Here is an 11872-nt window from a genome sequence, read left to right as displayed (position 1 = left end):
CTCGGGGGGGGGGCGCGGGGGGGGGTTTTTGGGGGGGGGGGCGGCCCCCGCCCCCCCCCCCCCGGGCCCGGCACCGCCCCCCCCGCCACCGGGCTATTTCCCCACCTGCGGATGCGTATCAAACCCTGCCATCACCGCCGTAAGTTCCGCCAGCGTAAAGCCGTGCTTCGGGTCGTCAACGCCCAGGCCAAACCGCTCCTGCATGAGCTGATACAGCGCCTGTGCATCCGGCAAATGGATCTGCTCCTCCACATGACCATTCTGCCAGTGTGTAAAATTAAAGTTGGTCAGCGTCAGCTTGCCTCCGTCCGGCAGGTGGCGACACATCAGCAGATGATGACGAAAATGGGACTGCGGCCAGTGCGCCGACCAGAAGTTTCCCATCACGTAATCGTTGAAGTATTGTGTCCCCAGGTCAAAATGGTACATCGACTGCCAGTGTTCGTGATGGCGGAACTGTAATACCCAGTCGTTACCCTCGCTCAGAAGACGGTACATGCCGTGCGGGGTTTCCTGCTCCTCGTTGGCGATCAAACGAATCGGCGCCGTCAACGTTTGTCCGCCAAATCCCACATCGGCGATCCAGCGTTCGCCGTTCAGCTCTACCATCAGCAGCCGATGCGTGCGCGGCGGCATCTGGGACGGATTTGCCAGCACGACCCGCCCCAGCACGCTGCGCACGGTAAACCCGACTTCACGCAGCACCCGCTCGAACAGACCGTTTTGCTCGAAGCAATATCCCCCGCGTCGCGCCGTCACCAGCTTGTCGACCAGACATTGATCTTCAAGATGGATTTCGCGTGGCAGGACGACATCAATATTTTCGAACGGGATCGTACAGTTGTGGTGTAAATGCAGCCCCCGCAGGGTATCGATATCAACCTGTACGGGCTGCTGCCAGCCCGTGCGGGCGAAATAAGCACTCAGAAATGGGGACATGATTTGCTCCAGAATGGGATATTCCCTGTTTATAAACTATTTTGCCTAATGCATATGCGCAAAAGTGCTTTTTCGTCATACTCATCGTGTACATGAGGAGATCCTATGAGCCACTTTCGCCCCGTTGAATTACGCCATGCCAGCCGTCTTCTGAATCATGGGCCCACCGTGCTTATTACCAGTCGGGATGAAACGATAGACAGACGCAACGTTATGGCCGCCGCATGGTCCATGCCGGTGGAATTTGAACCGCCGCGCATCGCGATTGTGGTGGACAAAAGCGCCTGGTCACGAGAGCTGATCGAGCGCAGCGGTAAATTCGGCATCGTTATCCCGGGCGTGGCGGCAGCCAACTGGACCTACGCGGTCGGCAGCGTCAGCGGGCGCGACGAGGACAAATTCAACTGTTACGGGATCCCGGTCGTGAACGGCCCTGAGCTCGGGCTGCCGGTGATTGAAGAAAAATGTCTGGCGTGGATGGAGTGTCGGTTATTACCTGTCACTTCTGCGGCAGAAAAATATGACACTCTGTTTGGGGAGGTCGTTTCCGCCGCGGCGGATGAGCGCGCTTTTGTGGCCGGACGCTGGCAGTTTGACGAGGATAAGCTGAATACGTTGCATCATCTGGGGGCGGGCACGTTTGTGACGAGTGGGAAGATGGTGAAGGCGCTGGATTGAGTTTATCTATCATATCCTTTTCAATTATATCAAATATTTATGGCATTTTATGTTTACCACGACGATGTAAAACGGAGGATATTCCAGAGGTTGTTGCAGAAACAATCTTTCATTAAGGAAATATCAATGTCATGGAATAAAGATGGTGCAGTATCATATGCGAAATCCCACGCGCAACCCAAGAGCACGGGCTATTGTGCTCGTTACGTAACAGAAGCGATCAGAACGGGTGGAAGATTAAAAATTCCCAACACGCGTCTGGCAAAAGATATGGGGCGCACATTGGTCAACGCAGGCTTCCGCTTGGTATACGACCAACCCCATGCAGGCGACGTCGCAGTTATTCAAAATATTGTTGGTCATGATAGCGGTCACGTTTGCATATACGATGGTCAGCAGTGGATCAGCGATTTTGTTCAACGCACCATGTACCCAGGGCAGGCTTACCGCAACATACAACCACATTACGAACTGTTCAGGCATGATTAATGAAACCACTCTATTTTTTACTTTTCGCCCTTTCTCCGCTCGCGACCGCAGAAAACGTTTATGCACCGGGTCAAGCGGCGCTTAAATTCAATCACTGGTATATCACGCAGTTAAATCAGAACAAACCGCCCGTACTTAACCCAGATATTATGAATGATTACGTTGCCTCAGGGACAATCGCAGCAATAAAAAAGTTGTATTCAGGTGACAGTAACGAAAAAGATATGCCCGATGCAGATATGTTCATTAAATCACAGGATTGGGATGAGGACTGGAATCAGATAACCGTCCTGCACTCTGATTTTGACGCCGTTTGCACAAACGTCTATATCGCGTTTGGTAAGAAGCAAGATCACGTTGTTGCAGATTGTCTTGTTGAAGAACAAGGGAAATGGAAAGTCCGCTCGGCAACACTCATTAAGTAACATGGATAATCTCCGTGTCGTAAAAAAAAACACATGGCAGCCTACCGACTACCATGTGTAATTAATTAACTCTTCACGCGCTTCGCAATAATCTCATCCGCCACATTTCGCGGAGCCTCCGCAAAATGGTGGAACTCCATCGTATACGTTGCGCGCCCCTGGGACATCGACCGCAGCGTGGTGGCATAGCCAAACATCTCGGCCAGCGGGACGTCAGCGCGAATAATCTGGCTGCCATACTGCTCTGCCATCCCCTGCACCATGCCGCGACGGGAAGAGAGATCGCCCATAATGTTCCCGGCATATTCCTCCGGCGTTTCCACCTCAACGTGCATCACTGGCTCAAGAATTACCGGGTCCGCCCGCCGCGCGCCCTCTTTAAAACCGAGGATCGCCGCCATGCGGAAGGCCATCTCCGAGGAGTCAACGTCGTGGTACGAACCAAAGGTCAGGGTCGCTTTCACATCCACAACCGGATAGCCCGCCAGCACCCCGGTGTTCATGGCTTCACGCAAGCCTTTCTCCACCGACGGGATGTACTCGCGCGGCACCACGCCGCCTTTAGTGGCATCTTCAAACACAAAACCACTCCCGGCCGCTAGCGGCTCCAGGCTCAGGACCACATGGCCGTACTGCCCTTTCCCGCCGGACTGTCGGACAAATTTCCCTTCAATATCCTTCACCGCTTTGCGCAGGGTTTCACGGTAGGTGACCTGAGGACGACCAATGTTCGCCTCGACGCCAAACTCGCGCTTCATGCGGTCGACGATGATTTCCAGATGCAGCTCGCCCATCCCGGAGATAATCGTCTGGCCGGATTCCTCATCCGTGTGCAGGCGGAACGACGGGTCCTCCGCCGCCAGGCGCTGTAATGCGATCCCCATTTTCTCCTGATCGGCTTTGGTTTTCGGCTCGATCGCAAGCGAAATGACCGGATCCGGGAACTCCATCCGCTCAAGGGTGATCATCGCGTTCGGGTCGGTCAGCGTGTCGCCGGTAGTGACATCTTTCAGCCCGACACAGGCTGCAATATCCCCTGCACGCAACTCGTCTACCTCATGGCGATCGTTGGCATGCATCAGCACGATGCGCCCAATACGCTCTTTCTTGCCCTTCACCGGGTTGTACACTGCGTCGCCTTTACGCAGTATGCCGGAATAGACGCGGATAAAGGTCAACTGGCCGACGTACGGATCGCTCATCAGCTTGAAGGCCAGCGCCGAAAACGGTTCATCATCGCTTGGATGACGCTCAGCGTGCTGCCCGTCTTCGTCTACCCCATCAATAGCGGGTACGTCCAGTGGAGACGGCATCAGCTCAATTACCGCGTCAAGCATGCGCTGCACGCCCTTGTTCTTGAATGCGCTACCGCACAGCATCGGCTGGATTTCGCCGGAGATGGTCCGGACGCGCAGCCCCTGGATGATTTCCGCTTCATCCAGATCGCCCGTTTCCAGATACTTATCCATCAGCGCATCGCTGGCTTCTGCCGCAGCTGAGACCATTTTTTCTCGCCACTCCTGGGCAGTACTGAGCAGATCGTCCGGCACCGGCGCGTAGCTAAACGCCATGCCCTGCGTGGCATCGTCCCAGAGGATGGTACGCATCTTGATGAGATCCACCACGCCGGTGAAGTGTTCTTCCGCACCCACCGGAATCACGATCGGCACCGGATTGGCTTTCAGGCGCTCCTGCATCATCCGCACCACGCGGAAGAAATCTGCGCCCGGGCGGTCCATTTTGTTGACGAATGCCAGCCGCGGGACGTGGTATTTATTCGCCTGACGCCAGACGGTTTCCGACTGCGGCTGCACGCCACCGACGGAGTCGTACACCATCACCGCGCCGTCGAGTACCCGCATGGAGCGTTCCACCTCAATGGTAAAATCGACGTGCCCGGGGGTATCAATAATATTGATGCGGTGCGGTTCAAAACCTCTGTCCATGCCGGGCCAGAAACAGCTTACCGCTGCCGAAGTAATGGTGATCCCGCGCTCCTGCTCCTGCGCCATCCAGTCGGTGGTTGCCGCGCCATCGTGTACTTCACCCAGCTTGTGGCTCATCCCGGTGTAAAACAGGATGCGCTCGGTAGTGGTGGTTTTGCCGGCATCGATATGCGCGGAGATACCGATGTTGCGATAACGTTCGAGTGGAATGGGTCGGGGCATGATATTTCCTTAAGTCTTTGAGACTGGTTTGTGACGACCGGGATGGTCGCGTTTGAGTTCGTTTGTTATAATAGTCCTATTGTACGAGTATTATCGAACTATTTTTTAACGGTTGACCTATTGTTGATATAGCTCAATCTGACGCGAGACGCAGGAAAACGATGATCCCAAACCACCCGGAACCTGAACAAATACTGCTGGAAAATGTGCTGTTCGCCCTCGGCAATCCGTTGCGATTAGCGATCGTCCGCAGGCTGGCCGACGGCAGCGAACTGAGCTGTAACGCGCTGCGCCCGGACGACGTGGTGAAATCCACCATGACTCACCACTGGCGCGTGCTGCGCGACAGCGGCGTGATCTGGCAGCGCCCGCAGGGACGCGAAAATATGATTTCACTGAGAAGAGAGGATCTGGACGCCCGCTTTCCGGGACTGATGGCGATCCTGTTACAGTCGAAATCATAAGCGCTCACTGTAGGTCTTCAGCCAGCGCGCCCAGTGTCGCTTTTAGCCAGTTGGTGACGCCTCGTTTACCGCTGCGTTTATGCGAATAAATTTTTACTTCAAACGGACTGATGTGGAACGGCAAATCAAAAATTTTGATATTGGTGGCGGGCAGTAGCTTTTCAGCGGCGAATCGGGGTAATGCCATCAGCAGATCGCTTTCTGCAATAACAAACGGGGCGCTGAGCATGGACGGGGTTTTAATCGCAATGTGTCGGGTATAGCCCATGCGTTCAAGCTGCAAATCCAGCACCCCCTGCTTCTCGTTCCACGGCGTAACCACAAGATGCCGGGCGGCGAGATAATCTTCCAGCGTCAGTGCCATCCGGCTCACATTGCTAATCACGACATACTCATCTTCGAACCAACTAATCTCTTCCAACTCCGGGTAACGGGGATCCTCGACGGTGCTGAATCCCAGGGCCAGATCCACCTCTCCAGCCAGTAACTCCGTCAACGCTGGGCTGTGCGGCAAATAACGTAATTCCAGACGCAGGCCAGGGGCCTCATGTTGAAGTACATTCATGAGCGCAGGAAATATGCAGAACGCAGTGAAGTCCGTTATCGCAATCTGCAAACACGCTGTACTCACAGCAGGATCAAACTCCGGCTGCGGCGAGAGCTCCCGATCGAGAGACTTCAGGGCCGAGGCAATAACAGGCGCAAGCTGCGTGGCATAGACGCTGGGACACATTCGATGCCCCTCCCGGTAAAACAGCGGGTCGTTGAGCGAAACACGCAGCCGTGACAGAGCATGGCTAAGCGCCGAGGTGCTCATCGCCAGCTCATCCGCCGCCAGTCGAACGGAACTGTGGCGATAAATCGCGTCAAAAACTGGCAGGAGGTTTAAATCAAGGCGCCTTAAGGCCGGATGCATAATATTCATCATTGGTTGATTTCATTGCACTTAATTCTTCTGACATTAGCCTTTATGCTTACCTCCATCAACTACAAACTCTAATAAAGGGAAACCAATGAGCATTACGATTCGTCAGGCGCGACCTGAAGATGCAGCGGCAATTTACGATATGATTTACGAACTCGCGGTCTATGAAAAAGCGCCAGAAGAAGTGGTCACCACCCCGGACGAGATCCGCAAAACGCTGTTTGGTGCAGACAGTAAAACCGAAGCGCTGATCGCCGAATATGCTGGCCGCGTGGTGGGGTATGCCGTTTTTTTCACCAGTTACTCCACCTGGCTTGGCCGCAACGGTATCTATATGGAAGATTTATATGTCTCCCCGGAATACCGCAACAAGGGAGCGGGAAAAGCACTGCTAAAAAATATCGCGCAATGCGCAGTGGAACGTGACTGCGGCCGGCTGGAATGGAGCGTGCTTGACTGGAACCAGTCTGCCATTGATTTTTATTTAAGCATCGGCGCGTTACCGCAGTCCGAATGGGTACGCTATCGCCTTGATGGGGATGCGTTGCGGGCATTTGCTGGCTAACGAAGCCATCGTGTGAAAACGCCCCTCTTTCTCAGGGGCATAATGTCAGTGTAGGCGTTACTGAAGCACGGAATATCTGAGAAAGAAATTACCGCCATTTTCCGTCCTCTCTGAGGCACTCGAAGGATCGGTGACCGAGGTTCATCCCGGCTGAGTCAGGCTGTAGACGGGGATCTGCCGGGTTGTCATCGTCAGCGTATCGAACACCTCAGTCTCTGACGTCACAATCCTCATGCCCGTTTTTCTTAACCGCTGCACGTCGGCGGCTATGCGCTGAATACCAAACCAGAACAGTCCGTCAAGCGCCGTGACCGCAAGCCCATTTTCCAGCGCCAGCTTGAGGCGCTCGCGAGGGGCTTTCACCTGCTGAGCAATGTGCCGGTAAGGTACTTCCGAACCGCCTGCCGCATCGATTCGCTGAATACGGGTCTTAAGATGATAGGTAAACTCATCGGGAATGCCGTTCAAATCCTGCTTGAGGCTGTAGACGCAGCCAAAGCGTTTACCGTTGAAAAGGACATTTTTTTGACTGAGCTGAAACTCATTTCTGATCCCATCAACCAACTGCGGGGCGCGAGTGAGGAGTAACCGGAAGGGAAGCTCAAAGCTGGTGACATAATCCACATTCAGCAGCGCGAGACGCAGGCGCTCTTCGGCCCCTGATTTCTGGTCATGGCATTCGCGCATCACTTCCGCCCACTGACGCGTCAGGCGTTCTGGCTCGGCGGCTTCGGTGAGGAGGTATTTTTCGAGGTGATAATCGACTCTTCCGGTCATGTTTTGCATCCCGACAATGTGGATGCGGTAATTCTATCCAGCGCCGCAGGTTTTATAAAGGGCGGAGCGCACCGGCATCCGCCCCCCTTTTCTACTGCTGAATACGCGACTCGTCCGACATGTCGCTGGCAGAGAAGGTTCTTGCTGGAGAACGGGCCTGTTTTTTGCGTGCATAGCGGTCCGGCTGGCCTTCCGGGCGGGTTTTGAAGCGGCGATGCAGCCACATATATTGCTCGGGTGCCATCAGCACGGCGCGCTCAATCGCTCTGTTCATCTGCGTGGCCACCGACGCTTTATCGCCCCCCTGCAACGTATCGCTGATATCTTCCAGGATAATCAGCTCATACCCTGTACCGTCTGCTTTACGGCGCGGTACAAACGGGATCACGGCCGGTCTGGCGCTTTTCACCAGCATGTAGCTCCCGGCCGTAGTGGCAGCGTCCGGGACGGCAAAAAACGGCACAAACACGCTATTCGCTTTGCCATAGTCATGGTCCGGGGCATACCACAGGATCTCATTTTGCTTCAGCGCGCGGATCATGCCCTTTAGATCATAGCGGTCAAGCATGGTTTTATTGGAACGCAGGCGCCCGCGCGTCTGTAGCCAGTCGAGCAGTGCATTATTGTTGGGTCGATACACTCCAATACCCGCGTTGAGCATACCGAAGATGCGCGCGCCCAGCTCGAGCGTGAGAAAATGCATGCCGATAAGCACCACGCCCTTTCCTTGCGCCCGAGCCTGTTCCATATGTTCGTAGCCGGTCACGCTAAAGTGTTTGCGCACGCGCCAGTCAGGCCAGAACCACGCTATCCCCGTTTCGATGACGCCCATTCCAACCGATTCAAAATTACGCTCGAGTAAACGCTCGCGCTCATCCTCTTTCATCTCCGGAAAGCAAAGCTCAAGATTTCGTCTGGCGATCTCCACTCGACGTGGAAGCAGACGCATGGCCAGACGCCCGAGGCCGTGCCCTGCTTTTAACAGAAGCGAATAAGGGAGCTGGACCGTGCACCAGAGTGCGGCGATGCCTGCCCAACTGAGCCAGTAACGAGGATGAATAAAGGCGAGTGAAAACCGAGGTAATTTTGTCATGAAAAAATTATCCTTTTACTATCTGTACTTAATCTGATGCAGTTGTAGTGCTTACCTGCTGATTTAACGAATATTGTTCGGAAGGAAGAATTGTAGCGGAATCGTTATGGTTTTTATTATCGATTTTTGCGATAGCAAATAAAGGCGGGGATCGCCGGGTGATAATGCACCACCCGGCAAGCGGGTTACATCGAATAGCCGGGTTTCTTAATCAGCTTATCGAGTTTCGGGCCGATCTCGGTATCCCAGACCTGCGCCTTCCAGTCAGCTTCCTGAACTTCCTGAAGCGCCACGGAGATTGAGCGATCTTTGCTGTTCAGATGACGGGCGATCGCTTCGGCGATATCCGCCGCCAGCGCCGTTTTTTGTTCATCATTCAGATCGCGTGGAAAACATTTGATATCAATATGTGGCATGGGCAGGGCTCCTTTTAGAGGTGAGTGTTCCACGTTATCAGATTATTTCGTTAGCTTTTAGCACCTTGTGCAGTTCCGGCAGCGCACAAACCGCATCCGCGATGGCGGTGACATGGGGCGTGTTGGTGGCAAACCACTCATGACGTGGCCCCCAGGTACGCGCGACGGCAATATAGACGTCAAGCAGCGTCAGCTGTGTGCCAAAAGCGAAAGGCGAGGCGCTGAGTTGCGTGTCGAACCACAGATAGAGCGATTTTCGGTACTCAATGCAGTTTTTCTTCAGCTGTTCGGGAGCATCAGGCACCCAGCGTTCCGGATAGTCTGCATACGTAAAGGTGGGATAGACGTTGGCCACAAACCAGATGAGCAGGCGCTGAAACTGCTGCCGCTCGGCCTGCCCTACGGGCGGCGCGAGATCGGGACATCTGTCGAGCACCATCAGGGCGATCGCCGCGGTTTCCGTCACGATTGTCCCGTTTTCCAGCTCCAGCGTCGGCACCTGGCACAGCGGGTTCAGTTTTAACAGCAGTTCGCGCTGCGGGCCGGGCTGGTCAAACCCGTCCACGTTGATGAACTGATACGGGATGTCTGCCAGAGTCAGCATCACTTCACCGATTGCCGATCCCCAGCCGGGTACGCCATAGAGTTTGATCATGTTGCCCCCTCAGGGATGAAAACCCTAAGTGTAGAGCAGCATGACCAGGTTATCCCAGGCGGGAAAACTACAATACTTTCGACAAAAACTGGCGCGTTCGTGGATGCGAAGGTCGGTTTAACACGTCGTCGCTGCTGCCCTGCTCCACAATTTTTCCGTCGACCATAAACACCACCTGGTCCGCCACTTCCCGGGCAAAGCCGACCTCATGGGTAACCACTACCAGCGTCGTGCCGGAACGGGCCAGCTTCTTAATCACGTCCAGCACTTCGCCAACCAGTTCCGGATCAAGCGCTGAGGTGGGCTCATCAAACAGCATCACGCGGGGGCGCAGCGCCAGCGCGCGGGCAATGGCGATGCGCTGCTGCTGGCCGCCGGAAAGGTGACGCGACCAGGCATCGGCTTTTTCGCGCAGGCCGACCACATCCAGCAGGCTGTATGCGTTCTCGATGGCCGCCTTTCGGGTGAGTTTCTTATGCGCGATCGGCGCCTCAATCAGGTTTTCCAGCACCGTAAGATGCGGAAACAGATTGAAGTTCTGAAACACGTAGCCCACGTTAACGCGCTGTTTGAGGATCTCTTTCTCTTTAAGCTCGTACAGTTTGTCACCCTGGCGGCGATAGCCAATGTACTCTCCGTCAATCTGAATAAAGCCTTCATCAACGCGTTCCAGATGGTTAATGGTACGCAGCAGCGTGGATTTCCCCGATCCGGATGGGCCGAGGATCACCGTGACGGAACCCGGCGGGATCTCAAGCGTGACGTTATCGAGCGCTTTATGTCGGCCAAAAAACTTGCTGACGCCGGTAATAGAAATGTGTCCTTCAGGAGAGGCTTGCATGGACAGGCTCCTGTGTTGGGGAGGTGGTAACGGAACGCGTCCGGCTGGCTGCCCGATTCTGGTTTACGGCGGAGCGGCGCTCGCTGCGGGCGAGCCCACGCTCAACGATATGCTGGATGGCAGACAGGACGGTGGTAATCACCAGATACCAGACGGCTCCCACCATCAGCAACGGGATCACCTCCTGCGTACGGTTGTAGATCATCTGGATCGTGTAGAACAGCTCCGGCATCGCCAGCACGTAAACCATCGCCGTACCTTTGGCGAGGCTGATGATTTCATTGAATCCGGACGGCAAAATGGTGCGCAGCGCCTGCGGAAGAATAATGCGCACGGTGCGACGCCATGCCGGTAGCCCAAGCGCGGCGGCCGCCTCATACTGTCCATGATCGACCCCAAGGAAGCCCCCGCGGATAATTTCCGCCGTATAGGCGCTCTGCACCAGCGTCAGCCCCACGACGGCGGTAGAAAACTGCCCGAGCACGTTGATGGTTTCAAAGCTGCCCCAGGTAATGCCGGTAAAAGGCACGCCGAGAGAGAGCGTGTCGTAGAGATAGGAGAAGTTATAAAGAACGATCAGCACTACGATCAGCGGCAGCGAGCGGAAAAGCCAAATATATCCCCACGCCAGGCTGCTCAACAGCCAGGATGACGAGAGCCGCGCCAGCGCCAGCATGCCGCCAATCACCACGCTCAGCACGGTGCCTATCAACGTGAGCAGCAGCGTCTGACCGACGCCTTCGAGGATCACCGGATCAAAGAACCAGCGAGCAAATACCGCCCACTCCCAGCGGGGATTGAAGGCCACGGACTGAATCACGACCGCCAGCACAAACAGCGCCACCGCAGCGCCGACTGCGCGTAGCGGATAACGTGCGGGGACCACTTTTATGGTTTCAACGTTGCTCATCGTCGCTCCTTATGCGGTTTTGCTGAGCGCTTCGCGGATCAGCGTCTTGGTGAAACGCAGCCGACCATCGAACGGCGGCTGGCTGTACTCTTCCGGATCGCGGTTGAGATCGAACTGCGGCTGATACCCCTGACTCAGATAGAGCTGTACCGCCTCCGGCTGACGAAACCCGGTAGTCAGGTACATGTGACTGTAGCCCGCCAGTATCGCCCGGCGCTCCAGCTCCTGTACCACGCGCGCGGCCAGCCCCTGCTGGCGCAGCGTTTTATTCGTCCAGATACGTTTGATTTCTGCCGTGCGTTCGTCGAAGGGCTTGTAAGCGCCGGTAGCGATGATTTCGCCATCGCGCTCCAGCACGATAAACAGCCCCTGCGGCGCCAGGTACCACTCCGTCAGCTCGACTTCCGCATCCTTTGAAAAGTAGTCGCCGTAACGAGCGGCGTATTCACCGAACAGACCGTTAATAATGGGCTGAAGATCGCTATCTTCCGGCGAAACGTCACGAAATTGTTCCCGCATAGCGCCTC

15 protein-coding genes are annotated in these 11872 nt (G+C 55.3%); 5 read left to right on the top strand and 10 right to left on the bottom strand.

What is annotated here, in order from left to right; genetic code table 11:
• Window positions 1–93 precede the first annotated feature (93 nt).
• Entirely contained in the window at window positions 94–939 is an 846-nt protein-coding gene (nhoA, locus tag A3466_RS06755) for an N-hydroxyarylamine O-acetyltransferase (RefSeq protein ID WP_063449949.1), read from the bottom strand.
• Window positions 940–1044: 105 nt separating this feature from the next.
• Between nhoA and A3466_RS06750 the strand changes: the two genes are divergently transcribed.
• The 3 genes from A3466_RS06750 (at window position 1045) to A3466_RS06740 (ending at window position 2531) form a co-directional block, all read left to right on the top strand.
• Window positions 1045–1617 carry a flavin reductase family protein gene (locus tag A3466_RS06750; protein ID WP_063449948.1) on the top strand — a complete coding sequence of 191 codons (573 nt, stop codon included), beginning with the start codon at window positions 1045–1047 and terminating at the stop codon, window positions 1615–1617.
• A gap of 126 nt (window positions 1618–1743) precedes the next feature.
• Entirely contained in the window at window positions 1744–2106 is a 363-nt protein-coding gene (locus A3466_RS06745) for a hypothetical protein (RefSeq protein WP_063449947.1), read from the top strand.
• Window positions 2106–2531 (top strand): DUF3828 domain-containing protein, encoded by a 426-nt coding sequence (locus A3466_RS06740; protein WP_063449946.1) that lies wholly within the window; start codon window positions 2106–2108, stop codon window positions 2529–2531. The genes A3466_RS06745 and A3466_RS06740 overlap by 1 nt, the downstream gene beginning before the upstream one ends.
• 65 nt (window positions 2532–2596) lie before the next feature.
• Here the strand turns inward: A3466_RS06740 and fusA are convergent, their stop codons facing one another.
• Window positions 2597–4699 (bottom strand): elongation factor G, encoded by a 2103-nt coding sequence (gene fusA / locus A3466_RS06735; protein WP_063449945.1) that lies wholly within the window; start codon window positions 4697–4699, stop codon window positions 2597–2599.
• 161 nt (window positions 4700–4860) lie between these two features.
• Here fusA and A3466_RS06730 point away from each other — a divergent pair, with 161 nt between their 5' ends.
• Window positions 4861–5163: an ArsR/SmtB family transcription factor gene (locus A3466_RS06730; protein WP_063449944.1), complete on the top strand. Its 303-nt coding sequence runs from the start codon at window positions 4861–4863 to the stop codon at window positions 5161–5163.
• A gap of 4 nt (window positions 5164–5167) precedes the next feature.
• Here the strand turns inward: A3466_RS06730 and A3466_RS06725 are convergent, their stop codons facing one another.
• A complete protein-coding gene (locus A3466_RS06725; protein ID WP_063449943.1) occupies window positions 5168–6091 on the bottom strand; it encodes a LysR family transcriptional regulator in 924 nt (307 codons plus the stop codon).
• Between the two features lie 85 nt (window positions 6092–6176).
• Between A3466_RS06725 and A3466_RS06720 the strand changes: the two genes are divergently transcribed.
• Window positions 6177–6653 (top strand): GNAT family N-acetyltransferase, encoded by a 477-nt coding sequence (locus A3466_RS06720; RefSeq protein WP_063449942.1) that lies wholly within the window; start codon window positions 6177–6179, stop codon window positions 6651–6653.
• A 141-nt stretch (window positions 6654–6794) separates the two neighbouring features.
• Here A3466_RS06720 and A3466_RS06715 read toward each other — a convergent pair whose 3' ends face one another.
• The 7 genes from A3466_RS06715 to A3466_RS06685 form a co-directional block, all read right to left on the bottom strand.
• A complete protein-coding gene (locus A3466_RS06715; protein ID WP_063449951.1) occupies window positions 6795–7430 on the bottom strand; it encodes a helix-turn-helix domain-containing protein in 636 nt (211 codons plus the stop codon).
• A 91-nt stretch (window positions 7431–7521) separates the two neighbouring features.
• Window positions 7522–8523 (bottom strand): Kdo(2)-lipid IV(A) acyltransferase, encoded by a 1002-nt coding sequence (locus A3466_RS06710; RefSeq protein WP_063449941.1) that lies wholly within the window; start codon window positions 8521–8523, stop codon window positions 7522–7524.
• A 185-nt stretch (window positions 8524–8708) separates the two neighbouring features.
• Entirely contained in the window at window positions 8709–8939 is a 231-nt protein-coding gene (pptA, locus tag A3466_RS06705; protein ID WP_063449940.1) for a tautomerase PptA, read from the bottom strand.
• A 37-nt stretch (window positions 8940–8976) separates the two neighbouring features.
• Complete coding sequence (locus tag A3466_RS06700) at window positions 8977–9594, bottom strand: glutathione S-transferase family protein (protein ID WP_063449939.1); 618 nt, start codon at window positions 9592–9594, stop codon at window positions 8977–8979.
• 67 nt (window positions 9595–9661) lie between these two features.
• Window positions 9662–10435, bottom strand: a complete 774-nt coding sequence (locus tag A3466_RS06695; RefSeq protein ID WP_063449938.1) for an amino acid ABC transporter ATP-binding protein — start codon at window positions 10433–10435, stop codon at window positions 9662–9664.
• Entirely contained in the window at window positions 10419–11345 is a 927-nt protein-coding gene (locus A3466_RS06690; protein ID WP_063449937.1) for an amino acid ABC transporter permease, read from the bottom strand. Before A3466_RS06690 ends, A3466_RS06695 begins: the two co-directional genes overlap by 17 nt.
• Before the next feature lie 9 nt (window positions 11346–11354).
• Window positions 11355–11864 carry a GNAT family N-acetyltransferase gene (locus tag A3466_RS06685; RefSeq protein WP_063449936.1) on the bottom strand — a complete coding sequence of 170 codons (510 nt, stop codon included), beginning with the start codon at window positions 11862–11864 and terminating at the stop codon, window positions 11355–11357.
• Between the last annotated feature and the right edge of the window lie 8 nt (window positions 11865–11872).

This window comes from Enterobacter genomosp. S (assembly GCF_001631805.1).
GTDB lineage: Bacteria > Pseudomonadota > Gammaproteobacteria > Enterobacterales > Enterobacteriaceae > Enterobacter > Enterobacter quasihormaechei.
This window is presented reverse-complemented; position numbering and strand designations above follow the sequence as displayed.